Source organism: Streptococcus oralis (assembly GCF_026782285.1).
GTDB lineage: Bacteria > Bacillota > Bacilli > Lactobacillales > Streptococcaceae > Streptococcus > Streptococcus oralis_CG.
In genome coordinates this window covers 292,403-318,522 of sequence record NZ_JAKUWG010000007.1, presented here as the reverse complement: position 1 = coordinate 318,522, position 26,120 = coordinate 292,403, and the positions used below count along the sequence as shown (strand labels likewise).

At 39.4% G+C, this 26,120-nt stretch carries 22 protein-coding genes and 2 tRNA genes; 2 read left to right on the top strand and 22 right to left on the bottom strand.

Annotated elements, in window-relative coordinates; genetic code table 11:
* Positions 1–5: 5 nt before the first annotated feature.
* The 6 genes from MK403_RS06705 to gyrA all read right to left on the bottom strand — a co-directional run bounded on the left by MK403_RS06705 (position 6) and on the right by gyrA (position 10,203).
* Complete coding sequence (locus MK403_RS06705) at positions 6–3,188, bottom strand: SIR2 family protein (protein WP_268709343.1); 3,183 nt, start codon at positions 3,186–3,188, stop codon at positions 6–8.
* 11 nt (positions 3,189–3,199) lie between these two features.
* Positions 3,200–4,474, bottom strand: a complete 1,275-nt coding sequence (locus tag MK403_RS06700) for a DUF2130 domain-containing protein (RefSeq protein WP_268709342.1) — start codon at positions 4,472–4,474, stop codon at positions 3,200–3,202.
* A 94-nt stretch (positions 4,475–4,568) separates the two neighbouring features.
* Entirely contained in the window at positions 4,569–5,849 is a 1,281-nt protein-coding gene (locus MK403_RS06695) for an O-acetylhomoserine aminocarboxypropyltransferase/cysteine synthase family protein (RefSeq protein WP_000196319.1), read from the bottom strand.
* Positions 5,850–5,999: 150 nt separating this feature from the next.
* Positions 6,000–6,797, bottom strand: coding sequence for a formate/nitrite transporter family protein (locus MK403_RS06690; RefSeq protein ID WP_139658736.1), 798 nt, complete (start codon positions 6,795–6,797; stop codon positions 6,000–6,002).
* A 197-nt stretch (positions 6,798–6,994) separates the two neighbouring features.
* The gene (locus MK403_RS06685) at positions 6,995–7,735 is read right to left on the bottom strand and encodes a class A sortase (RefSeq protein WP_268709341.1); all 741 of its coding nucleotides are present in this window, start codon (positions 7,733–7,735) and stop codon (positions 6,995–6,997) included.
* Entirely contained in the window at positions 7,735–10,203 is a 2,469-nt protein-coding gene (gene gyrA / locus MK403_RS06680; RefSeq protein ID WP_268709554.1) for a DNA gyrase subunit A, read from the bottom strand. The genes MK403_RS06685 and gyrA overlap by 1 nt, the downstream gene beginning before the upstream one ends.
* A gap of 193 nt (positions 10,204–10,396) precedes the next feature.
* Between gyrA and MK403_RS06675 the strand changes: the two genes are divergently transcribed.
* Complete coding sequence (locus MK403_RS06675; protein WP_000204720.1) at positions 10,397–11,383, top strand: L-lactate dehydrogenase; 987 nt, start codon at positions 10,397–10,399, stop codon at positions 11,381–11,383.
* A 129-nt stretch (positions 11,384–11,512) separates the two neighbouring features.
* Here the strand turns inward: MK403_RS06675 and MK403_RS06670 are convergent, their stop codons facing one another.
* Both MK403_RS06670 and MK403_RS06665 read right to left on the bottom strand, forming a co-directional pair.
* On the bottom strand, positions 11,513–11,788 hold the full coding sequence (locus tag MK403_RS06670) for an HU family DNA-binding protein (protein WP_001284636.1): 276 nt from the start codon (positions 11,786–11,788) through the stop codon (positions 11,513–11,515).
* A 107-nt stretch (positions 11,789–11,895) separates the two neighbouring features.
* Positions 11,896–12,732: a DegV family protein gene (locus MK403_RS06665; RefSeq protein WP_268709340.1), complete on the bottom strand. Its 837-nt coding sequence runs from the start codon at positions 12,730–12,732 to the stop codon at positions 11,896–11,898.
* A 143-nt stretch (positions 12,733–12,875) separates the two neighbouring features.
* On the opposite strand from MK403_RS06665, the gene MK403_RS06660 reads away from it, so the two are divergent.
* Positions 12,876–13,730, top strand: coding sequence for a YitT family protein (locus MK403_RS06660; RefSeq protein ID WP_268709339.1), 855 nt, complete (start codon positions 12,876–12,878; stop codon positions 13,728–13,730).
* 24 nt (positions 13,731–13,754) lie between these two features.
* Here the strand turns inward: MK403_RS06660 and MK403_RS06655 are convergent, their stop codons facing one another.
* The 14 genes from MK403_RS06655 to MK403_RS06590 form a co-directional block, all read right to left on the bottom strand.
* Positions 13,755–15,152, bottom strand: coding sequence for an APC family permease (locus MK403_RS06655; RefSeq protein ID WP_268709338.1), 1,398 nt, complete (start codon positions 15,150–15,152; stop codon positions 13,755–13,757).
* Between the two features lie 126 nt (positions 15,153–15,278).
* Positions 15,279–16,691, bottom strand: coding sequence for a Fe-S cluster assembly protein SufB (gene sufB / locus MK403_RS06650; RefSeq protein WP_268709337.1), 1,413 nt, complete (start codon positions 16,689–16,691; stop codon positions 15,279–15,281).
* A gap of 35 nt (positions 16,692–16,726) precedes the next feature.
* Positions 16,727–17,167: a Fe-S cluster assembly sulfur transfer protein SufU gene (gene sufU / locus MK403_RS06645; protein ID WP_268709336.1), complete on the bottom strand. Its 441-nt coding sequence runs from the start codon at positions 17,165–17,167 to the stop codon at positions 16,727–16,729.
* Positions 17,154–18,380 carry a cysteine desulfurase gene (locus MK403_RS06640; RefSeq protein ID WP_268709335.1) on the bottom strand — a complete coding sequence of 409 codons (1,227 nt, stop codon included), beginning with the start codon at positions 18,378–18,380 and terminating at the stop codon, positions 17,154–17,156. The genes sufU and MK403_RS06640 overlap by 14 nt, the downstream gene beginning before the upstream one ends.
* Before the next feature lie 10 nt (positions 18,381–18,390).
* Positions 18,391–19,653 carry a Fe-S cluster assembly protein SufD gene (sufD, locus tag MK403_RS06635; RefSeq protein WP_268709334.1) on the bottom strand — a complete coding sequence of 421 codons (1,263 nt, stop codon included), beginning with the start codon at positions 19,651–19,653 and terminating at the stop codon, positions 18,391–18,393.
* Positions 19,654–19,680: 27 nt separating this feature from the next.
* Positions 19,681–20,451 (bottom strand): Fe-S cluster assembly ATPase SufC, encoded by a 771-nt coding sequence (gene sufC / locus MK403_RS06630; RefSeq protein WP_000114489.1) that lies wholly within the window; start codon positions 20,449–20,451, stop codon positions 19,681–19,683.
* 151 nt (positions 20,452–20,602) lie between these two features.
* Positions 20,603–20,797 (bottom strand): DUF3272 family protein, encoded by a 195-nt coding sequence (locus MK403_RS06625; RefSeq protein ID WP_001081605.1) that lies wholly within the window; start codon positions 20,795–20,797, stop codon positions 20,603–20,605.
* Positions 20,798–20,824: 27 nt separating this feature from the next.
* Positions 20,825–22,483 (bottom strand): DNA polymerase III subunit gamma/tau, encoded by a 1,659-nt coding sequence (gene dnaX / locus MK403_RS06620; RefSeq protein ID WP_268709333.1) that lies wholly within the window; start codon positions 22,481–22,483, stop codon positions 20,825–20,827.
* Entirely contained in the window at positions 22,483–22,980 is a 498-nt protein-coding gene (locus MK403_RS06615; RefSeq protein WP_268709332.1) for a GAF domain-containing protein, read from the bottom strand. The genes dnaX and MK403_RS06615 overlap by 1 nt, the downstream gene beginning before the upstream one ends.
* 82 nt (positions 22,981–23,062) lie before the next feature.
* Positions 23,063–24,265, bottom strand: coding sequence for a 30S ribosomal protein S1 (gene rpsA, locus MK403_RS06610; protein ID WP_001001617.1), 1,203 nt, complete (start codon positions 24,263–24,265; stop codon positions 23,063–23,065).
* 163 nt (positions 24,266–24,428) lie between these two features.
* Positions 24,429–24,500 (bottom strand) — tRNA-Gln (locus MK403_RS06605).
* A gap of 9 nt (positions 24,501–24,509) precedes the next feature.
* Positions 24,510–24,590: transfer RNA gene (locus MK403_RS06600), tRNA-Tyr, on the bottom strand.
* A 49-nt stretch (positions 24,591–24,639) separates the two neighbouring features.
* Complete coding sequence (locus MK403_RS06595) at positions 24,640–24,870, bottom strand: DUF2969 domain-containing protein (RefSeq protein WP_000037107.1); 231 nt, start codon at positions 24,868–24,870, stop codon at positions 24,640–24,642.
* Positions 24,871–24,982: 112 nt separating this feature from the next.
* Positions 24,983–26,020 (bottom strand): branched-chain amino acid aminotransferase, encoded by a 1,038-nt coding sequence (locus MK403_RS06590; RefSeq protein WP_284697408.1) that lies wholly within the window; start codon positions 26,018–26,020, stop codon positions 24,983–24,985.
* Positions 26,021–26,120: the final 100 nt, after the last annotated feature.

The window sequence follows — 26,120 nt, the reverse complement described above, 5'->3', positions numbered from 1 at the left end:
AAATTTTAACTAACTATAATTCTTTGTAATTCCTCAATCTCTGGAGGAGGACAATTGTTCTGTTTTTGAATATGTTGTAATACATTTCGTCTTTCATCTAAAGATAATAATGGGAGTATACTTTTGATGCCATCTAGATAGAAAATATCATTCTCTATTTTATCAGTCTCCATTAATTTCAGAAACATTTTTTTCAACAAATCAAAATTGTTAAGTTCTTCATGATTTAATTTATAATTCATTCCTCGTAAAGATAATTTCTGATTATAAGTTGTTACATAATCACTTAATTCCTCTATAAATAAAGCAAATCTATTTTCTTTAAGATTTTCATTATATAATAAATAAAAAATTGTCACCAGATAGTTCGCACTTGAGTCAGATTTGAATAATGCTCGCAACCATTCTTTAGAATATCTAAATTCATAGTCTTCTGTAAAAATGATGTTGATCATTTGACTATAGTTATTCTTTAATAAAGAAAATGAATCAATAGTTGGATCTACACTATCTAAAGCGACTAAATAAACCCTATCAAGAATTTGATTGTCTTTGATTTTTTCTTTTAAAATATTTTTAACAACATCCTTAAATATCTTTACAACTTCTGTATCAATTAACGAGTGGGAATAACTGAATCCTAAAAATGTATGATAGGTTATATTAATTACTCTCCAATCATATACGTATAATAAAATCCCTTGAGCAAGCTCTTTATACGCAAAATCATCTACAGAATCTATTTTCTGAATAATTTGAGGTGTATATCCTGGGTGCTGGTTAAACAATGATATCAAACATTGCAAATATATTCCCAGTTCACTATTTACATAATGAAACATATCTAATTGATTATTATCATCTCTTGAAGATGAAAGTTTATTTGCATCGATACTAAGTAATTTTTCAAAAATATCTATATCCGTATTTTGTTGTTTTATATGATATTCAAAAAATTTCCGATCATTAGAATCAAAACTTTCTTTGTTAAATTTTTTTAAATATTTTTCTCTAACAATATTTCTAAAATTTTCTTCTATTTCAGGAGAACTGATAATATTTACATATAATCTCTTATATTTTGGATATAAGTCATATATATGGTTTTTCAATAAATTAGAAACCTTTTTAGATATTTCATTTGATTCTTTTAAAACCGTAATCAAGAAATTTTCCGTTTCATTTATAGTCTTTTCTTCTAAAAACGAAGAACCTCTTTGTTCCTTTTCTGCGTTGACTAATATCTCTAATACTCTAGATTCATCGTACTCTACAAGATTTTCTTGAGTTAAATATGAAAATTGTGAAACGAAACCTCCTTCTAGTGAAGATATCCAATTTCTATAAGGCTTTTCTAGTATTTCAATATTTTTTTCTCTAATAATGCTTCTGTGTTTTTTGATAAAAGTGTTTAATTCTTCTCCAAAGTGAATATCAGAAAAATCAATTTTATCAATTAACCTCCTTATAAATTCTAAATCTAAATTAGTTTCGTTATCCAATTGAACAAGCAATTTTTGAATTAGTTTAGTACTTAATAAATCTTCAGAGCCACTTCCTAAAAACTCTTTCTCTTCAATAAATAGTCTTCTGGACTTCATTAGTTTATAGATAAATTCAACATTACCATACTCTTCTAGTTGATAGTTTATAGAATAATAATTATACCTTGAAAATTCTGATTTATTCAGTGTGGATGTTAGCTTGTTAACACATTCAGTATTTAGGTTAACTTCTATATCACTATCTTCCTCTAAATATAAATCACGATTTTGCTGTTCAAAAGTACTTACTAGCCAGTAACCCAAAAGAGTTCTATCTTTATTAAAGCTAGAAATAACGATATCTTCATCTCTCGATATAACTTTTCTCAGTTCATTTAACTTATTATTTGTAAAGCTAGAAATTTTATTATCTTTCGCATAATTATAGACAAAGAATACATCATCAATAAAATAATTTTGATAACCTTCAGAAAGTATTTTGTAAATTACTTCCCAGTCATTATCACTTAACTTTTCAATATTTTTAGCAATAAATGTCCAGAAAATTGAGAAAGAGTTTGACTCAATTGTTTTTACATTTTTTCCCTGTAATAAACCATTCAACAATAGTCGACTTAAGTCATCATTATTATTCTCAATAACCTTATTTAAAAGAGAACTTAAATACTTAAAATTACTGCTAATATTATTTAATGATTTATTGTAATCTTCTTGTTTTAACGAGGGATTTAAAAGATTATTCCAATCTTTTCTATATGCATGTATTCCTAATTTATCATTTATGTCAGAAACCAAGTTTTCCACAAAAATTGGCAAATCCTCATAGTTTTTGCCGTACCATATAATCTGAGTATGATTTTCTGAACTAAAAAATCCCTCAATAACATCTCTAAAATGTTCATCAGCCCTCTGATTACCTGTATTCTCTGACTTCATCAATGCATAATTTTTACTATCTTCACAAAGTAAAGATAAAATTTCATCTTCTTCAAGACCTGCTCCTATAAATAAAACTGTAGGTTTTGTCTTTTTAAACCAAGTTACTAAATTTTCAAAATTATCCCTATTTTTTAAATAGGTTTTTGAATAATCTGCTGATGAACTGACAAAATAATTTACATCACAATCCGGTGTCCCGTGGATATGTAAAACATCACCAAATTGTAACTTTCCATCTTTGTTCTTAACAAACTCATTAAGATCATTGATAGTAACTACAGAATTATTTAAACGTTTAATATGATTTTCAATTTCATAGTCGTAGTTAGAAGTAATAAATATTGCATTTAAACTCGCTAAAGATTCTACTGTTTTATTAACTATTGAATATGGTAGCAGATTTTTAAAATATCCTTTTTCAAAATCCAGTCGTCGCTTTTCAAAGTCTTCACCAAAAACTTTTTTTAATTCATAGTTTACAAGATCCACTTTACGTTTATTACTAATACTAGATTTGCTAATTAAATCAAAAACTATATGATGTTCTCTCCCAAGACTTTTTTCACCACTTACCGATAAAACTTGTCCTTGCCAATACTTAATAAGATGTTCAATATAATTGTTCCAATTAGGATAACCTTGAGCAATTGAAACTCCTGCTCCAATAAAAATTACTAAGTTAAACTTTTTTATAGCCTCTGTTACATCATCTATCAAATTTTCATAATTGATATCATTTTTCATAACTTATTTCCTCACTCCCCCTTCAGCGCTTCAAATTTCGCTTTCATAGTTGGATTTTTTCGCGTTAGTTTTTTAACCGAAACATCTTCCAGCTTGTTGTTAGCGAGGCGGAGTTGGTTTTCAGATGTGGTTAGGAATTTCTTAACCTCTTCCATACGCTTAATGGCCTTATCGATTTCATCGATTGCTTTACCAAAGTTGGTCGAAGCAGAGTTGTAATTTTTAGCAAAGGCTAGTTTAAAGGCATCCAAATCTTCCTCAAAATGTGTAATATCGATATTTTGCTCTCGAACCAAGGCCAATTCTTGTTTGTATTTTAGGGAATTAAGCGCCGCATTTCGCAAGAGACCAATCAACTGGATAAAAAACTGGGGACGAACCACATACATCTTTTCATACTCGTGACTGACGTCAACAATCCCTGTGTTAAAGTAGTCGTTATCTGCTTCTAACATAGTCACCAAAACAGCATACTCACAGTTCTTTTCCCGACGGTCCTTGTCCAATTCCTTGTAGAAGTCCGCATTCTTATGCTTCTTCTCTGTTCCGTCTGCTTCATTTTTCATCTCAAACATGATGGAAATGAATTCTAGACCATTTTCATCAAAATCACGGAAGATAAAGTCACCCTTAGAGCCACGCGCAGAGACCTTGTTATCCTTCTCAAAGTAGGCATTTGGAAAGGCAAAACTACGAACCTTGTTAAACTCACTCTCTGCATACTGTTCCAAACTTTCCCCGATAGCTTTTGTGGATTGTTGAGCTTTGAAATTCTTGTAGAATTCGACTTGTTCACTGGCTGCCTTAAGCTGAGCTTCGTAATTTTGCTTAACAGAAGACAAAGACAACTCATTTTCCTTTTCTTGCAAGAGGAGCTGGTTTTTTACCTGATCACGTTCTTTTTCTAAGTCAGAAAGGGTCTTTTGGAGTTGGTTTTCATGCTCTAAACGCAAGGTAGCCAGTTGGTTTTCCAAGGCCTGTACTTCCTTGTCCTTTGCTAATAAGGCCTCATGACTTGACTGTTCAACCTCTTTCTTGGCTAACTCTTTCTCTGTATCAAAGTTTTGGATTTGACTCTGCAGTTGCGCGATTTCTTGGTCTTTTTGAGCCAGTTTAGACTGTTGCTCATTCATGGCCTTTTGCTCAGCCAAGGCCAGCTCCTGCTTCATTCGATCGTGTAATTCCTTATCAAACTCAGCTGTTCTCACTTGGGATAAAAGTTCGGCATACTGACTTTCATTTACTGTAAAGACTTCCCCACAGTTGGGACATTTGATTTCGTTCATAACCTTCCTCTTTCTAGACTTCTGTAACCATTATATCATGCCTGAGGGAAAATCAAAAACAGTGAGTCAAAACCCACTGTTTATATCTGTTACTTTAAATTTTTTCCAAGGCCAAGCGCAAATCTTCAATCAAATCCTCTACATTTTCAAGACCGATCGACAAGCGAATTTGGTTTGGTGTTACACCTGCTGCTTCTAGATCTTTTTCTGACAACTGACCGTGAGTGGTTGTCGCAGGATGGACAACAAGAGATTTTGCATCTGCTACGTTTGCAAGGTCAGAGAAGATTTCCAGATTATCAATCACCTTGCGGGCTTCTGCCTCTCCACCTTTGACATGGAAGGTAAAGATTGAACCAACACCTTTTGGCAAATATTTCTCAGCCAAGGCATGATATGGACTGTCAGCTAGTTTTGGATAATTTACCTTCTCTACCTTAGGATGATTTACAAGGAAATCAACAATTTTCTCTGCATTTTGCACGTGACGTTCAACACGAAGAGAGAGAGTTTCAAGCCCTTGGAGCAAGAGAAAGGCATTAAATGGTGACAAGGCAGCACCTGTATCACGAAGCAATTGAACACGAACAGCGATAATAAAGGCTGCTGCCCCAACATCACGAGTATAGCTCAAGTTATGATAACTCGGGTCTTCCTCAACAAATTGTGGGAACTTCCCTGAAGCTGCCCAGTCAAAACGACCGCTATCAACAATCACTCCTCCAATAGTCGTACCATGCCCACCGATAAACTTAGTTGCTGAATGAATGGCAATATCTACACCGTGAGAGAAGACGTTAATCAAATATGGTGTGGCAAAAGTATTATCCGAAACGAGAGGAATCTGGTGCTTATGCGCAATCTCAGCCAATTTTTCCAAGTCAGGAATGTTAATCAAGGGATTCCCCAAGGTTTCAATCAAGACAAGTTTGGTATTGTCATTGATAGCCGCTTCCACTTCTTCCAAATTATCTACATCCACAAAGGTTGTTGTAATCCCATAACGAGGAAGGGTTTCTTTCAAAAGATTGAAGGTCCCACCGTAAATAGTTGACGCTGCCACCACATGGTCACCTGCGTGAGCAAGCGCCAAAATAGTGTAGGTTACAGCAGCCATACCTGATGCTGTCGCTAACGCTCCAACACCACCTTCAAGAGCAGCGATTCTTTCTTCAAATGCCGCTGTTGTAGGGTTGGTAATACGAGTATAAATGTTCCCTGGTTTTCTCAAGGCAAACAGATCTGCACCTTCCTGCGTGTCATCAAAAACGAAAGATGTTGTTTGATAAATCGGTACTGCACGAGATTTGGTCGCTGGATCCACTACTTGCCCAGCATGTAATTGTAGGGTTTCAAATTTAAAATCACGAGTCATAAGACGACCTCCAAATAGCTTCATTAGGGATATTGTATCATCTTGTTCTAGTCTTTTCCAATACCGTTTTTCTATATTTTGATATAAGGAACAACTATGACTAGTCTTACACATCAAACAAAAAAGCACGATTCACTCGTGCTCTTTTGTTTAATCTACATAAGTATCTTCATTTTTATTGAGGAAAGCGTAAGGCAAGCCCATCAAGAGACCTCCTCCGATAAAGTTCCCGACAAAGGTTACACCCCAGTGACGAAGAATATTAGGGATGTCAAAGTTAGCAATTGAATCAGCAGCAACACTGAACTTAACAATCGCAAAAGAAGCAAAGTTCGCAGCAATGTGTTCGTTTGTTAAGAATACAAACATGTAAATTGCTGATAAGACAAGCCAAAGTTTGGCACCTCCGTCTTTCACCAAAACAAATGAAAGAATAGCAATGTTTACAAAGATATTGGCTAAAATACCTTCAAGTAAGACTAGCTCATTGGAACGGCCTAACTTCATCTCGACAACCCCTGAAATGAAGCTGTCATGTGTTAGATTTGCATAGGCTGCTGAGTGGGCAAAGCCCCAACCTGCTATCAAAGCTCCGATAAGGTTGAACAAGGTACAGTAAAGTAAAATCTCAGCTGTTCTTCTCCAAGAGATTTTTTTCAAGAAACTACCAGCTGTCAAAAACATCATATTTGAAGTTACCAGTTCAGCATTCAAGAAAACAATGTAGGCCAATCCCCAAGCAAAAACAAATGGGAAGAGAAAACGTCCACTACCTGGAGCGATCTTATTAATCAAGTCAGCCCCAACTGCACCTGCAGCCGTACTAAATGTTAGAAAGGCACCTGCAAACATGGAACGAATCGCATACTTGAATTTGCTTTGACTATAAAGACTTTCTTTCTTCTTGCAAGCAAATTCAATCTTTGAGATAAATTCTGAAGAGACCATAAAAAACTCCTAAAACTTTTATTTGTGATAATTATAACATATTTCTCGTTTTCAAGAAAGCGTTTCCTGTAAAATATGAAAATTTTGTTCAAAAAATTCCTCTTGTAATACTTCTCATCTTTTTCTTTAAGAGTTTTTTAATTCTCTTTGTTCACACAAAAACCAGCGAAATGAGTATTTCACTGGTTCATTAGAGTTTAATAACGTTGTTTGTATGGTTTATTGAAGGCACTAAGGACATCATCAGATGTTTCCGAATATGCTTTAACTTCTTTAAAATCACCTTTAACAATAATTCGCTCTGTTGCATCGTAGTCGACACAGGTCACCAATGTGATTTCTTTGATACCATCACGATCTTCAATTTCGTCTACGCGATCAGGCGTTACGTGCTTCACCTCACGAATCTCATAGGTGTATACTTTATCTTTATCAGTCAGATAAATCTTCATCCCCGCTTTGGCATTGACCAAAGGCGAAAAGAGCATCTGGCTCGCATTTTCAGCAGTAAAGATATGGTGGCTGGCTAGAGAATAGTTGCCTTCCCCCATTTTCTGATTTGCTTTCATGGTCCCTGCTCCGTAGAACAAGTTTACATTATCTAAACCTTTAAAAATAGGTAGGTTGATTTCTACTTCAGGAATGGCAATCCCTCCGATAACTGGAAGTTGCTGAGAATCCCACTGGGCAGCTAACACCGCTTCCGATGAAATGGATTTGACAGAATCAAAATCGAAATTTCCTTCTGTCTCTTTATTTTCCTCAATCTTTTCCTTAGTCACCTGACTGACTTGGTATTTATTGGTATTCCAAACCATAAAGAGGTCACGAATTTGAGCATTAAAAATCAAGGCAAGGGATAGAAGAATTAAAAATCCAGCTAAAATATTAATTAGTATATTTTTACGGTTATTCTTCTTTATTTTTCTGTGGGACATTATGCTTCACCCTCTGTTTTCTCTTCTGTTGCTACCTCTTCTTTTTCTGCTGCGGCAACCGTTGTGAAGGTCACAATCTTAGCATCCTGGTCTAGACGCATCACCTTCACTCCCATAGTTGAGCGTCCTGTTTGTGAAATATTGGCAACATTTGTACGGATCATGACACCTGTATCTGTGATAATCATCAGGTCTTCATCCCCCTTAACAGTGAGGAGACCTGCAAGAGGACCATTTTTCTCAGCAACATTGGCTGTTTTCATCCCTTTACCACCACGTCCTTTAGTTGGATATTCAGTAGCAAGGGTACGCTTACCATAACCTTTTTCAGTGATGATAAGGACTTCGTCCTGATTTGTAATCACGCTAGCACCAACTACTGTGTCACCCTCACGAAGATTGACTCCTCGGACACCTGTCGCGATACGGCTCATGCCACGAACGGCTGACTGATTAAAACGAACAGCATAACCAAACTTGGTACCAATGATAATATCCGTATCTTCTTCTGTCAATAGAACATTAATCAATTCGTCTTCATCCTTGAGATTCAAGGCCTTCAGCCCATTTTGACGAATATTAGCAAATTCTTTAACACTGGTTCTCTTCACGATACCGTGACGAGTTGTGAAGAAGAGATAAGCATCATCACTACGTTCAGACTCAACGTTGATAATGGTCTGAATGCTCTCACCCTCGTCCAACTTCAATAGATTGACAACTGGCAAGCCCTTGGCTGTACGACCATATTCAGGAATTTCATAACCTTTTAGTCGGTATACTCGTCCTTTATTGGTAAAGAAGAGCAAATGATCATGGGTGCTGGTTGAAACCAACTCACGCACAAAGTCATCATCCTTAACTCCCGTACCTTGGACACCACGACCACCACGTTTTTGAGCAGTGAACTCACCTTGGTCCAAACGTTTGATATAGCCCTTATTAGAAAGGGTAATCAAGACATCCGTTTCTTCAATCAAATCTTCATCTTCAAGAGTTAAGACTTCTCCAACCATCAACTCGGTACGACGCTTGTCACCAAACTTACGTTTGACTTCATCTAGCTCCTCTTTGATGATTTGCGCCACACGTTCTGGTTTGGCAAGAATATCGGCCAAGTCTGCAATCAAGGCAATCAATTCATCATATTCAGACTGAATCTTATCACGTTCCAATCCTGTCAAACGACGAAGACGCATATCAAGGATAGCTTGACTTTGACGTTCAGAAAGCTTGAACTTGCTCATCAACTCAGCTTGCGCTTCCGCATCTGTTTCACTGGCACGAATGATACGAATCACTTCATCAATATGGTCAAGTGCGATTAAAAGACCTTCTAAGATGTGTGCACGCGCCTCTGCCTTTTCCTTGTCAAAACGGGTACGGCGAACCACCACTTCTTTTTGGTGCTCGATATAAGCATCCAAGATTTGACGAAGGGACAAGATTTTTGGCACACCATTTTGAATCGCCAACATGTTGAAACCAAAATTGGTTTGCATCTGGGTCATCTTGAAGAGATTGTTAAGGATAACGTTGGCAGATGCGTCGCGCTTTACCTCTATCACAAAGCGAACGCCTTCACGGTTGGACTCATCACGTACTGCTGTAATGCCCTCAAGACGTTTTTCCTGAACCAAGCGAACAATATGCTCATGCACCTTAGTTTTATTGACCATGTAAGGGAATTCCGTTACAACGATGCGCTCACGACCCGTCTTAGTGGTTTCAATCTCTGTACGAGAACGAAGAACAATCGACCCTTTACCAGTCTCATAGGCCTTATGAATCCCTGATTTCCCCATAACAAGGGCACCAGTTGGAAAATCTGGACCAGGCAAGACTTCCATCAAGTCCTTAGTCGTCACATCTGGATTGTCCATGACGAGCTTCACAGCATCAATGGTTTCACCCAAGTTGTGAGGAGGAATGTTGGTAGCCATCCCTACGGCAATCCCAGTTGCCCCATTGACCAAAAGGTTTGGAAAACGAGCTGGCAAAACCAAGGGTTCACGTTCGTTAGCATCGTAGTTATCTACGAAATCAACTGTGTTTTTATTGATATCACGAAGCATTTCCAGAGCAATCTTGCTCATACGTGCCTCAGTATAACGCTGAGCGGCAGCACCGTCCCCATCCATAGAACCAAAGTTTCCATGCCCATCGACAAGCATGTAACGGTAGCTCCACCACTGAGCCATACGAACCATGGCTTCGTAAATTGAGGAGTCACCGTGTGGGTGGTATTTACCCATAACGTCCCCTGTAATACGGGCTGATTTTTTATGAGGTTTATCTGGTGTAACACCTAGTTCATTCATTCCGTAAAGAATACGGCGGTGAACAGGCTTCAAGCCATCTCGAACATCAGGAAGAGCACGCGCTACGATAACACTCATGGCGTAATCGATAAAGCTGGTCTTCATCTCCTTTGTCAGATTGACATTCACTAAATTTCTATCCTGCATTAATAAATGCCTCATTTCACTATTAGTAATTAGATATATTATACCATAAAATGTCCTTCATTTCAGCCTTCTGAAATCACTAAAACGTTTACATCGATAACCGAATAGAATATTCGTGACAAAGCTTTTTAAAAGTGATAGAATGAAAGTGTCTGGGGATTCCCCTAAAAAAAATGAAGGAGATGTTTAGATAATGACTTCAACTAAACAACACAAAAAAGTGATCCTTGTTGGTGACGGTGCCGTAGGTTCATCTTACGCTTTCGCACTTGTTAACCAAGGAATTGCACAAGAGCTTGGAATTATCGAAATTCCACAATTACACGAAAAAGCTGTTGGTGATGCGCTTGACCTTAGCCACGCCCTTGCCTTCACTTCACCTAAAAAAATCTACGCTGCTCAATACTCTGACTGTGCAGACGCTGACCTTGTTGTTATCACTGCAGGTGCTCCTCAAAAACCAGGTGAAACTCGCCTTGACCTTGTAGGTAAAAACTTGGCTATCAACAAATCAATCGTAACACAAGTTGTTGAATCAGGTTTTGATGGTATCTTCCTTGTTGCGGCTAACCCAGTTGACGTTTTGACTTACTCAACTTGGAAATTCTCTGGATTCCCTAAAGAACGCGTTATCGGTTCAGGTACTTCACTTGACTCAGCTCGTTTCCGTCAAGCACTTGCTGAAAAATTGGATGTTGATGCTCGTTCAGTTCACGCCTATATCATGGGTGAACACGGAGATTCTGAATTCGCTGTTTGGTCACACGCCAACATCGCTGGTGTAAACCTTGAAGAATTCCTTAAAGACACTCAAAACGTTCAAGAAGCTGAATTGATTGAATTGTTCGAAGGTGTTCGTGATGCTGCTTACACAATCATCAACAAAAAAGGAGCTACATACTATGGTATCGCCGTAGCACTTGCTCGTATCACAAAAGCAATCCTTGATGACGAAAATGCAGTACTTCCACTTTCAGTCTTCCAAGAAGGTCAATACGGAGTTGAAAACGTCTTTATCGGTCAACCAGCTGTTGTTGGTGCGCACGGTATCGTTCGTCCAGTAAACATCCCATTGAACGATGCGGAAACTCAAAAAATGCAAGCGTCTGCTAAAGAATTGCAAGCAATCATTGATGAAGCATGGAAAAATCCTGAATTCCAAGCAGCTTCTAAAAACTAATTAAAAGAAGGTTCTCATTTCATGGGAGCCTTTTTCTTTTTGCACAGAACGATAAAATCATATTTTCCAAAACAAAAAGCCTGTTGACCAAGCAATGAAGCTTGATACAATAGGCTTTTTCTAAATTCATTATTTAACGGCGTCTTTAAGAGCTTTACCAGCTTTGAATGCTGGAACTTTAGAAGCTGCGATTTTGATTTCTTTACCAGTTTGTGGGTTGCGACCTTTACGTGCAGCACGCTCACGAACTTCAAAGTTACCAAAACCGATCAATTGAACTTTTTCACCAGCTGCAAGGTATTCAGTTACTGCTGCAAATACAGCATCAACTGCTGCTGCTGAATCTTTCTTAGTCAATTCTGTAGCTTCTGCTACTTTAGCGATCAAATCTTGTTTGTTTGCCATGTTAATAATTCCTCCAAATAATTTCTAATTAACAAATATAATCATATCCTAAAATCGCCCACAGGTCAAGTCAAAAACGCTATTTCTAACGATTTTTCTCTATTTTTTTAGGAATGATATCGAACTAAGATAGCCCACGCATTTTCACCTGTGTGGGTTTGAATGATGGAGCCTGTTTCCAGTACTGAGATCGGTTTCTCAACATAAGTTTGTAAAACATTCTTCATCTTATTTGCCCATTCATTGGTACCAGCGTAGGAAATTCCAATCTCTGCAACCGATTTATGAGAAAGGGTCTCGGCCAACTCGTCAAGCCATTTTTTAAATGTCTTAGCACCGCGCCCCTTTACAATAGGTTGCAGTTCATGTTCCTTCATTTGCATGACGACACGAATATTTAACAGAGAACTGATCAAGCCTGTCACACGCCCAATACGACCACCTTTGACTAAATTTTCCAAAGTCGAAACACCGATATAAAGTTCGGTATGATTTTTCACATCTTCCACACGTGCCAAGATAGTTTCTAAATCTTTTCCTTCTTGAGCAAGTTTAGCCGCTTCAACAACTTGAAACTTCATCGCCTGGTCTGTAAAAGAACTATCAATAACGGTCACATCAGCGCTAGAGAGGCTTGCTCCTTGGCGAGCAGCTTCAACAGTACCAGATAGTGCATGGGACATGTGAATAGCGAGAATCTGGCTACCATCTTTACCTAGCTCTTCAAAAACTTCAGCAAATACTCCCACTGGAGGCTGACTGGTTTTGGGTAGGTTTTTACTTTGTTGCATGCGATGAAGGAATTCCCCCTCTTTCAAATCTGCATCAGAATAAAGGATACCGTCAATCATCACAGATAAAGGGACAATGGTGATATTTAATTCTTTAACCACTTCTGGTTCAATAGTAACAGAGGAATCCGTTACAATTTTTACTTGTGTCATATCTTCAATCTTTCTATTCTTCTCAATAAGATAGGGATTTATCACTTTTATTATATCAAAAAATTGTTAAAAAATCATAATGAATTCAATGAAAAAGCTTGGAATTTTGGTATAATCTATCTATAGAAAAGCGAGGGAAAGTTATGATCCGAAAAGTTCAGCCTATTATCACCATCATACTTGGGGCAGCTATTTATGCCTTTGGTCTTACCTATTTTGTAGTTCCCTATCATCTATTTGAAGGTGGTGCGACAGGTATTACCTTGATTACCTACTATCTTTTTAAAATTCCTGTCTCAGTGATGAATCTCTTGATTAACATCCCTCTCTTTATCCTCGCTTGGAAGATATTTGGTCCGAAAACTCTCTACTCCAGCCTTTTGGGAACCATTTCCCTCTCGATCTGGCTTGCTGTCTTTGAACGAATTCCTTTACAATTTGACTTGCAAGGTGATCTCATTATTGTCTCTTTAGTTTCTGGTGTTTTACTGGGAGTTGGTTTAGGAATTATCTTTAATGCTGGTGGTACAACAGGTGGATCAGATATTGTTGCTCGCATCCTCAACAAATACACCAATATTTCAATTGGAAAATTGCTTTTCTCGCTTGATTTCATTATTCTAATGTTGATTTTGATTATCTTCCAAGATTTGCGCCTGGTGACTTATACTCTCTTATTTGACTTTATCATCGCTCGTGTTATTGACCTGATCGGTGAAGGAGGTTATGCTGGTAAAGGATTTATGATTATTACTCAATTTCCAGATCGGTTAGCCGAAAAAATTAACGATGAACTCGGACGCGGCGTAACCTTTATATCTGGTCAAGGTTACTACAGCAAAAAGGATTTAAAAATTATCTACTGTATCGTCGGTCGAAATGAAATCGTTAAAATGAAGGACATGATTCACAAAGTCGATCCCCAAGCTTTCATCACTATCACCGAAGCTCATGAAATACTAGGCGAAGGATTCACTTTCAAAAAAGAAAATAGATAAAAAGCTGGGAAATTTTTCCAGCTTTTATTTTTCTTCAGAAAGTGTAGAGTGACGATAGCCATAAGTAAAGTAAATCACTAGTCCAACCAACAAAGCAAGTCCAAAGGCAATCCATGTTTCCTTGGTATACTGAAGCATAAAGGAAAGACAGATAAGAATGGAAAGGATTGGCAAAAGCGGCACTAAAGGAGTTTTGAATTCTCCTTCTTTTGGCATGCCCTTATCCTTTCTGAGCTTGATAATACCGTAGGCAAGCAAAATGAGATAAGCTAGCGTACAGATATTTAAAAAGGCAGCGATACTGGCTAGCGGAAAGACTCCTGCTGCAATGGCTGAAGCAACTCCTGTTAAGATGGTCGCATTTTTAGGAACGCGACTGGTCTTGCTTAATTGTTTGAAGCTTTGAGGTAAAAGTCCATCACGTGCTAAGCTATAAATCATCCGAGACAGAGCGTAGGTCATGGAAATACATACGGTTATCAGGGTTAGAATGGCTACCAGTGAAACATAGTTGGCTGCCCAGCCAATTCCGATACTACGCAATGAAAAGGCCACTGCATCGTCCACATTGAGTTTGCTATAGTGAACAATCCCAGTCAATACTATTGTTACCAAGGCATAGAGAATAGTGACAATTGTCAGAGAAAGCACAATTCCGCGAGGAATATTTTTTTGCGGACTTTGAATTTCATCAACTGCCATGGAAATCGACTCAAAACCGAGAAAACCGAAGAACATCAAAGATGCACCTGCCATAATCCCAGTACTTCCACCATATAGTTGACCAAAACCAAAAGGAGCAAAATTCATCCAATTTTCTGGCTTGATGTACCAAATACCAACTAGGATAAATAAGGCGAGAGCTGAGAATTTCAAGACCACTAAAAGCGAATTAAAGCGTAAGGCTGCCTTGGAATTTAATAAAACCAATCCTGTTACCAAAGCAAGCACCAAAATAGGTAAAAGGTCGATATAGGTGCCTTGTTCGGGGTTAAAAGTACCATTTAAGGCTTGGGGCATGGAAATACCATAATTACTGAGTAAGCCCTTAAAGTAAGCTGCCCAACCAGACGCCACACCTGAAACAGCTGTCATGAATTCCATGATGGTCAACCAGCCAGCAATCCAGGCTGGCAATTCTCCTAAAATCGCATAGAGGTAACTATACGCACCTCCTGTAGCAGGAACACGAGAGGCAAATTCTGCAAAAAAGAGGGCGGATAAAGAAACACACAGGGCAGAAATCACTATAGAAATCACCAGTGATGGACCAGCTAGTGTAGCTGCCGCTGTTCCTGTAATGGTGAAAATCCCCGTCCCTACCATGGCACCAATCCCTAGAAGAATCAAATCCCACAATTTCAAATGGCGACGCATCTCTGTCTGTCTCAGACTAACATCCTTGGTTCTAAAAATATTCATACTCCATCTCCACTAAATGTAATTGTTTTATTTTACCATATAAAAGCATTTTTGTGAATATTTATTAGGTTGTTTTTTGAAAAAAATTCTGAACAGGAGGATTTCCTGTTCAGAATTTGAATATTCTTACCCAACAGACCCTTCCATTTCATAGCTAATCAAGCGGTTCAGCTCAACGGCGTATTCCATTGGAAGTTCTTTTGTGAAGGGCTCCACAAATCCCATGACAATCATCTCGGTTGCCTCAGATTCTGACAAACCACGACTCATGAGGTAGTAGAGTTGTTCCTCTGAAATCTTAGATACCTTGGCTTCGTGTTCCAAAGCAACTTGCGAGTTGTGAATTTCATTAAATGGAATGGTATCTGAAGCTGATAAGTCATCCATGATAATGGTATCACACTCGATGTGAGAAACCGATTTCTTAGAGTTCTTGTTGAAGGTTACTTGTCCACGGTAGTCCACCTTTCCTCCGCCTTTAGCGATGGATTTAGACACGATAGACGAGCTTGTATGTGGAGCGTTGTGGATCATCTTAGCCCCCGTGTCTTGGTGTTGCCCTGCATTGGCAAAGGCGATAGAGAGCATGGTTCCACGCGCTCCTTCTCCATCAAGGTAAACAGACGGGTATTTCATGGTTGTTTTAGCACCCAAGTTTCCATCGATCCACTCAACAGTCGCATCTTTCAAAGCTTTGGCACGTTTTGTTACCAAGTTATAGACATTATCAGACCAGTTCTGAATAGTCGTATAACGCATATAAGCTCCGTCCAAGGCAAAGATTTCTACAATGGCAGCATGCAAGCTGTTGCTTGAGTAAGTTGGCGCTGTACATCCTTCTACGTAGTGGACGCTTGCTCCCTCATCAACGATAATCAAGGTACGTTCAAACTGACCTGTATTTTCGTTGTTGATACGGAAGTAAGTTTGTAGTGGAATATCTACCTTGACTCCTTTTGGTACATAGATAAAAGTCCCTCCAGACCATACTGCCGAGTTGAGGGCTGCCAACTTGTTGTCTGTCGGCGGTACCAACTTCGCAAAGTATTGTTTAAACAAGTCTGGGTATTCCTTGAGGGCAGAATCCGTATCTGTAAAGATAATTCCTAACTTCTCAAACTCTTCCTTCATGTTGTGGTACACCACTTCTGACTCGTACTGAGCAGAGGCTCCTGCTAGATAGGCACGCTCAGCTTCTGGAATTCCGATACGTTCAAAGGTTTCTTTGATTTTTTCAGGAACTTCATCCCAAGAACGGGCTGGTTTGTCAGATGGTTTTTGGTAGTAGATCAAATCATCAAAGTCAATCTCTGACAAGTCTGCTCCCCAAGTTTGCATGGGCATTTTTTTAAAGGTTTCATAAGACTTCAAACGGAATTCCAACATCCACTCTGGCTCACACTTGGCAGCAGATAATTCACGAATAACACCTTCGTTGAGTCCTTTTCCTGTCGATAGGACAGGCTCTACATCATCATGGAAACCAAATTTATATTCACCAAGATCAATTGGTTTTGGTTCTACTCTTTCTTCAGCCATAATATCCTTTCTTTCATTATATATTTCTATGTTTCTTATTTATCTTCTTGATTTTCAATTGTCTTCTTAAGGGCATTCCAAGCTAGAGTTGCACACTTAATCCGTTGTGGGAATTTGGCAACACCTGATAAGAAAGCTGCATCACCTAGTTGGTCTTGACGGTCATCCTTTTGACCTTGAACCATTTCAGAAAAGATGGTTGCAAGTTCTAGAATTTCTTGTTTGGTCTTGCCAAAAACTGCATCTGTCATCATACTAGCAGAAGCAGTTGAAATCGTGCATCCTGAATTTAGAAAAGCAATATCTTCCAAACGGCCATCTGCATCAAACTTGACAGAGAGGTTGATGACATCCCCACAGGTTGGATTATTGAGGCTGATTTGCTCGGCATCTTCCAGCTTCCCTTGGTGATGTGGATTTTTCGAATGATCCGCTACCACTGCCATATAAAGGCTATCTAGTTTAGAAAGTGCCATTGAAAAACTCCTTTGTCTTTTGTAGGGCATCGATCAACTTGTCGCAATCTGCCTTGGTATTGTAGATATAAAAACTTGCACGAGCTGTTGCAGGGACTTCCAAATACTGAAGCAAGGGTTGCGCACAGTGGTGACCTGCACGAACTGCTACTCCTTCATAATCCAGAGCCGTCGCAAGATCGTGAGGATGAAGATCTCCTAAGTTAAAGGCAATAACACCTGAACGTTGAGCCAAATCCTGCGAACCATAAATAGTCAAACCTTCAATGGCCTGCAATTTTGGAAAGACGTATGCAATCAGTTCTTGTTCATGAGCTTCAATGGCATCCATACCAATCTTTTCCAGATAATCAACTGCTGCAGCAAGTCCGATAGCACCTGCCATATTTGGCGTTCCAGCCTCAAATTTCCAAGGCAATTCCTTCCAGCTAGCAGATTGCTCATAGACGAAATCAATCATCTCGCCACCAAATTCTACTGGTGACATTTGTTCCAAATACTTTTCTTTGCCATAAAGAACACCGATACCAGTAGGACCAGCCATCTTGTGACCTGAAAAGGCAAAGAAGTCCACATCCAAGGCCTGGACATCAATCTTCATATGAGGCGTAGATTGAGCTCCATCCACTACCATGATGGCTCCAACTTGGTGGGCTAATTGAGTAATTTCCTTGATCGGATTGACCACACCAAGAACATTTGAAGCATGAGCTAGGGAGACAAACTTGACTCTATCAGTCAATTTAGCGCGCAAGTCATCCATATCCAGAGCTCCGTTCTTGAGATAGATATAGACAAGCTCTGCTCCAGTCTTGCGACAGGCCTCCTGCCAAGGGATGATATTAGAATGGTGTTCCATGACAGAAATCAAGACCTGATCCCCTTCTGTCAGGACTTCCTCTGCAAAGCGTGCCACCCAGTTAAGACTGGTTGTCGTTCCTCTGGTGAAGAGAACTTCCTTTGTTGAGCCTGCATTGATAAACTTATGAATGGTTTCACGAGCGGCTTCATAGGATGCTGTCGCACGCTCTGCCAAAGTATGAACCCCACGGTGGACATTGGCATTGTCCTGCTCATAGTAGCGGTTGATTGCTTCCAGAACTGCTAGTGGTTTTTGTGTCGTCGCAGCATTGTCCAGGTAGACCAGAGGTTCATCATTGACAATCTGATCTAAAATTGGAAAATCCTTACGAATCGCTTCTACATCTAACATAGGCTTCCCCTTAGCGTTTTGACAATTTTTCTTCGATCGTTGCAATCATTTCGTCACGAACTTCTTTGACTGGAATCTCAACAATTACGGAGCCAAGGAAACCGCGAACAACCAAACGCTCAGCAGTCGCCTTATCCAAGCCACGGCTCATGAGGTAGTACATATCTTCTGGATCCACCTGACCGATAGAGGCCGCGTGGCCTGCAGTAACGTCGTTTTCGTCAATCAAAAGGATTGGGTTGGCATCTGAACGTGCTTGGTCTGAAAGCATAAGAACACGACTCTCTTGTTGCGCATCTGCTCCCTTAGCACCCTTGATGATGTGACCGATACCATTGAAGGTCAAGGTTGCTTTTTCAAGGATAACCCCATGCTGGAGGATATTTCCGATAGAGTTGCAACCATAGTTAGTCACTCGTGTATCAATCCCTTGTACCTGACGACCACTTGAAAGAGCTACAACCTTGAGATCTGCATGGCTACCATTTCCAATCAAGTCGCTATCAAAGTCCGCAACGACATTTCCTTCGTTCATGACACCGATTGCCCAGTCAATGCTTGCATCGTTGCCAAGTTTACCACGACGGCTAATGTAGGCAGTGACATTTTCACCTAAACGGTCAATAGCAGCAAATTTCACTTGCGCACCAGAACGAGCAATCACTTCTACAGTAATATTGGCAGTTGCTTTGGCACTACCTTCGCCACGAGACTCTAGACGTTCAAGATAACTAATCTTGCTGTTTTTACCAGCGATGATGAGGATATGCTTGTTAAATGGCACATCGCTATCGCTGTCTTGGTAGAAAATACCTTCAATTGGTTCTGTAATCTCAACATTATCTGGAATATAGAGAACAGCACCACTGTTAAAGTAAGCTGTATGGTAGGCTGCCAACTTGTCATCGTCATACTTAACAGATGACATGAAGAATTCCTCGATAAGTTCGGGAATTTCTTCTAAAGCTGAGTGGAAGTCTGTAAAGATTACTCCTTGTTCAGCCAATTCAACTGGAGTTTGTTCAAAAACAGTCTGCGTTCCTACTTGCACCAACTTCAAGTGATTATCTAGAGCCGTGAAGTCAGGAACATTTGCTGAAGGTTCACTTTCTGTGATGGTTCCATCTCCCAGATTCCAACGGTGAAATTTGACACGCTCAATAACTGGTAATTCCAAACTCTCAATCTTATCAAAAGCTTTTTGACGGAGGTCAGCCAACCAGCTTGGTTCAGCGTGCATTTCTGAAAAAAGTTTAATAGTTTCTTTAGTCATTTACTTCTCCTAAAAGATACGAGGGAATTACAATTCTTCCTTGTAATCGTAGCCAAGTTCTTCAGCTAGTTTTGCGTATCCTTCACGTTCCAAACGGGCAGCCAATTCTGGACCACCAGAAAGGACCACACGACCTTCCATCATTACGTGTACCACGTCTGGTGTGATGTAGTTCAAGAGACGTTGGTAGTGAGTGATGATCATAGCCCCAAAGCCTTCACCACGCATGGCATTGACACCCTTCGATACAACTTTAAGGGCGTCAATATCAAGACCTGAGTCAATCTCATCCAAAAGGGCAAATGTAGGTTCCAACATCAAGAGTTGAAGAATTTCATTACGTTTTTTCTCACCACCTGAGAAACCTTCGTTGAGGTAGCGCTCTGCCATTTCTTCTTTCATGTTGAGCAATTCCATTTTTTCGTCTAGCTTAGTGATAAATTCACGAACTGAAATCTTCTCATCATCTTCTTTACCAGCATTCATAGCTGCACGGAGAAACTCAGCGTTGGTAATTCCAGGGATTTCAGATGGGTATTGCATAGCAAGGAAAAGTCCCATACGCGCACGCTCGTCCACTTCCAATTCAAGGATATTTACCCCATCAAACAAGACTTCACCTTTGGTAACTTCATAGTTAGGGTTCCCCATGATAGCGGCAGAAAGAGTCGATTTACCAGTACCATTTGGTCCCATGATAGCTGCGATTTCTCCTGTTTTCAGGGTCAGGTTAACCCCTTTTAAAATTTCTTTTCCTTCAATCTCAACGTGAAGATCTTTGATCTCTAATACTGACATGATAGTTCCTTTCTTTTTCAAACATTTTGCTCAATACTTTAGGAAATTGCTTACAATCCCTAAAAAATAGGACAAAAGGTCAATAAATATACTCTACTAGTATAACAAAAAAAAGCCTAAAAGGCTTTGATTTTGTCTAGAAGCTGGGGGGCTAATCCTTGCGGTTTAAGTGTTGATCAATAGCATCTACGATTTTTCCCATCACGTAACTTAATCTAAAATTTCGAAAGAGTAGAATGGCCCAAAAGGCTGCCATAACGTAGCGACCAGTCATCAAAGATTCATTGAAAAAATAAGTCTCAGCAGCCGTGAATAATGCTATTATGATAAATTGTTGTCTATTCATAGGATTATTGTACCATGAAATCCACTTTTAGTCTTCTTCGACCATGACTTTATCAGCCAGAAATTCGAATCCTTCTGGAATCAGGCTCTCTTCTTCTACCTCTTGCTCGGCTTGAGAAGACTTGTTTTTAGCTGAAAATGCTGCTCGAACCTCTTTCCATTCCTCTAAGGAAATGGCTAATATTTCAGGTGAAAATCCAGCCGCCTGGCTGAGAATATTGCCAAACATGGTATTGAGGTTATCCCGTTTCATGGTTTGCCCAGCATTGAAATTAGACTCAAAGGCTAAAATAGCATGGTGTTCGTTGGCTGCAACTGGTTGAGAACCAACAAGCAGAGCCTTATCCGGACCAGCTAAGCTTTCGATTACTTCTCCCCATGCGTTCTGGAGGCGAACCAAGTTTTGCCGTGCCAAATCAGGATTTTCAACAGCTTCTTGTAGGATAGCATGAACCTTATTACGGTCTACTCGATAGACAGTCTTAGAAGTGGCTGGACGGCTAGGGACTGGAGCTACTTGTTTAGGCGCTGTTCCAACATTGGCAAGTTCTTGTTTGAGACGAGCGACTTCCTGTCTCAGGGCAGAAATTTCACTTTCAACAGCTTCTGAAAGCACTTGTTCAGGCTTAATCTCAGCTAAACGAATGGTCATCATCTCAGCGTAAATCTTGGGTTGCAAGCTGGCCTTCATATCTGCTAAACTCACTGTCGCTAGACGAATCATTTCAAAGAGACTTTCCTGAGAAAGAGCTAGATTGTCCATAAAAACTGGACTATGATGAGTATTTTCGCCACCTGTCTGAACAACTAGTAGATCACGCAAATACTGCAAGAGATCCGTCACAAAACGAGTCATGCTCTTGCCATTTTCAAACAAAAGATTCAAAGAATCAAGAGCTTTTGGTACATCCTGCTGGGACAAGGCTGCTACATAGTCATCAAGTGCTGATAGACTAATGGTACCTGTAATCTCCTCAGAGATGGCTGTGGTCAAAGCATTCCCTTGAGTCAAGCTCAAGGCTTGGTCCAGAATAGACAAGGCATCCCGCATTCCACCTTCAGCTCGTCTGGCGATAATTTCCACAGCATCTGGTTCAGAACTGATATTTTCTTTTTCTAAAATATGATGAATATGTGCTGTGATATCTTGCGTTCGAATCGATTTAAACTCAAAACGTTGAACACGCGATAAAATAGTTGCAGGAATCTTGTGCAATTCAGTGGTCGCCAAGATAAAGACAACATTCTGAGTTGGTTCTTCCAAAGTCTTCAAAAGTGCATTAAAGGCTCCTGTAGACAGCATATGAACCTCGTCTATGATATAGACCTTATAACGTGCCAAACTAGGAGCATAGGTGGATTTATCACGAATTTCACGGATTTCATCGACTCCGTTATTCGAAGCGGCATCCATTTCGATAACATCTTCTAGGCTACCTTCTGTCACTGCCTGACAGATATAACAGTTATTGCATGGCTCACCGCCCACTTGATTGGGACAGTTCATGGCCTTGGCAAAAATCTTGGCAACACTGGTTTTCCCAGTTCCACGAGGGCCTGAGAAAAGATAAGCATGACTAATCTTTTCCTGCTCGACCGCTTGTTTTAGGGTTTTAGCCACAACTTCTTGTCCGACCAATTGTGAAAAAGTTTGGCTTCTATATTTTCGATAAAGTGCTTGATACATTAGGCTTTCTCCTCAAACATCGTAAAGTCCCATTCTGTCTTCTCAAGCAAAATAGCGACAAATTGTTCCAAGTAATCACGGTCAATGGCATTGTAATCATCAATAAGTGAAGAATCCAGGTCTAAGACACCCAGCAATTGACCATTCTTGAGCATGGGAACCACGATTTCACTCTTGGCCATACTGTCACAAGAAATGTAGTTTGGATAGGTGCTCACATCGCCAACTAAAACAGTCTCTTGAAACTCAGAAGCTTCTCCACACACGCCTTTCCCAAGCGGAATGCGAATACAAGAAACACCACCCTGAAAAGGCCCTAAAACCAACTCGCTACCATCAAACAGATAAAATCCTGCAAATACAGTATTCGGAAAGCGAGATTTTAGGAGGGCACTAGCATTCGAAAGATTGGCAAGAACATTGCTCTCACCCTCTAGTAAATATGAGAGTTCCTCATTTAACAATTGATATTGTGATTGTTTTTCTGAATCTAACATAGAACTATTATATCAAAAATGGGAAAGAGACAAAAGAAAAATCCCTTGTTTTAAACAAAGGATTTTGTGATTATCAATTTGATTAAAGTTCGATATCACCGAACAAATCAGCCATTGAGAATCCAGTTTGTGTTTCTGGAAGTTCGAAATCACGTTTTTCTTGACGTTTTGGACGACGTGGACGAGCAGCACGTTTTTCTTCTTTTTGTCCTTCTTCTTGAGCTGGACGTTCTTCAAGAGCTTTGATAGAAAGTGATACACGTTCTGCATCAGCGTTAACATCAAGTACTTTAACAGTAACTTCTTGACCAACAGTAAGAGCTTCTTTTGGATTTTCGATACGTTTGTGTGAAATTTGTGAAACGTGAACAAGTCCATCGATACCTGGCAACACTTCAACAAATGCACCAAAGTCAGTCAAACGTTTAACTGTTCCTTCTACTACATCACCTTTAGCCAATTTTTGCTCAACGCCATCCCATGGTCCAGGTGTAGTTGCTTTAAGTGAAAGTGATACGCGTCCTTCTTCTTCGTTAAGATCAAGGATTTTCACTTCGATTTCTTCACCAACAGTTACAACTGATTTAGGTGATACGTTACGTTCATGTGACAATTCAGTCAAGTGAACCAATCCGTCAACACCACCAAGGTCGATGAAAGCACCAAAGCTTGTGATACGAGCAACTTTACCAGTTACGACATCACCAACAGCCAATTTACCGAATACTTCAGCACGAGCTGCTGCAGTAGCTGCTTCAACAACTTCACGACGTGAAAGGATGAAGCGGTTTTCTTTAGGATCAACTTCTTTGATTTTAGCATCAAATTCTTGGCCTACGAAACGTTCAGTGTTACGTACAAAACGAGTATCCAACATTGAAGCTGGGATGAATCCACGAACACCTTCAAATTCTACTGAAAGTCCACCTTTAACGGCACGAGTTCCTTTAACAGTAACAACTTCTTCTTCGCGTCCTACAAGTTTGTCCCATGCTTTGCGAGCTTCAAGGCGTTTTTTAGATACAAGGTATGTAACTGTATCAGTATCTTTACCAACTACTTGACGAAGTACAAGAACATCCAATACTTCTCCTACTTTCACAAAGTCATTGATATCTGCATCGCGATCGTTTGTCAATTCGCGAAGAGTCAAGACACCTTCAACACCAGTCCCAGAGATTGCAACGTTAGCTTGAGTCGCATCAACTGTCAATACTTCAGCACTAACAACATCACCAGGCTCAACTTGGCTAACGCTATTTAGCAAATCTTCAAATTCGTTCATCTAAAAAATCCTCCAACAATCAAGTCTTTTCCAAAACTTGACATACTTATAATTTTTTTCCTAAGCACCCGCAAGAACATGTTCGTATTGTTCACGTCTTTCAATATAAAAATAAAATACCCTAAGATATTTTTCTTTTTATCTTGAATTTATTACCTAAGAACTGGGGTAGCTGGATTCGAACCAACGCATGAGGGAGTCAAAGTCCCTTGCCTTACCGCTTGGCTATACCCCAATGATGAGATGGAGAGAGAGGGATTCGAACCCCCGAACCCGAAGGAGCGGATTTACAGTCCGCCGCGTTTAGCCTCTTCGCTATCTCTCCAATGCTTAACGAAAACTATTATATCATGAAATTTTCAAAAAAACAAGCATTATTTTGTTAAATTATAGTTTTCAATCAAAATTTCCACAGCTTTTTCAAGTTTTTTATAAAAACTATCGACATTTCCATTCTTTATGATGGCAAATTGGCTGTCTAATTCGGCAATTTCACCAATGACCTTTTTCCCGATCGTCAAAACGTATCCTTCATAGCTGTCTTTTCCAACAGTCACTTTTGCATCAGTTAATTGGATTTCAATTTTCTTATCTTTTTTACTCATACTGTACCTCTTTTCACTTTTTCTATTGTACAAGAAAATGCTCAAACTAGCAAGAAAAAACTCCATTTCAGTCCTTACAACAGCTATGGAGTTCTTCTTTATTTTATATTTTTTAGTCCACTTTGACAATCCATCCTTCAGGCGCTTCTACATCACCAAATTGGATACCGGTCAATTCATCATAGAGTTTACGTGTAACAGGACCTACTTCTGTTTCACTATAGAAAACATGGAAATCATCGCCATGTTGGATACCTCCAATTGGCGAAATAACCGCTGCTGTTCCACAAGCTCCTGCCTCTACAAAACGATCCAAATTATCGATTGGGACATCACCTTCAATCGGAGTCAAGCCCAAGCGGTGTTCTGCCAAGTAAAGCAAAGAATACTTGGTAATAGATGGCAAGATAGATGGACTCAATGGCGTAACAAATTCATTGTCTGCCGTGATTCCAAAGAAGTTGGCTGATCCGACTTCTTCAATCTTTGTATGTGTAGATGGGTCTAGGTAGATAACATCTGAAAATTGGCGTGACTTGGCCATTTTACCTGGGAGGAGGCTAGCAGCATAGTTCCCACCTACCTTGGCCGCACCTGTACCATTTGGAGCGGCACGATCGTATTCATCCTGAATCAAGAAGTTTGTTGGGACTAAACCACCTTTAAAGTAATTCCCAACTGGCATAGCAAAGATAGTGAAAATATACTCTTCTGCTGGTTTAACCCCGATAATATCCCCAACACCAATCAAAAGTGGACGAAGATAAAGGGTTCCACCTGTTCCATATGGTGGGACGTATTCTTCATTTGCACGCACAACTGCTTTACAAGCTTCTACAAACATTTCTGTCGGAACTTGTGGCATCAAAAGACGGTCGCAAGTACGTTGCAAACGCTTGGCATTTTCGTCAGGACGGAACAGTTGAACACTGCCGTCCTTGGTACGATAGGCTTTCAAACCTTCAAACGCTTGCTGTCCATAGTGGAGACTTGGAGAAGACTCTGAAATATGCAAGGTTGCATCCTCTGTCAGTTCTCCTTGATCCCATTGACCATTTTTGTAGTGAGCGATATAACGGTAAGGTAGTTTCATATAAGCAAAACCAAGATTTTCCCAATCAATTGCAACTGTCATGTGTTTCTCCTTTATACTATTCAAACTATGTGTTCTATTCTACACTTTTCTAATAAAATTTCAAGTATTATTTGTAATTTTCTGAAAATTTTTTCAACATAAAGAAATCAGCCCC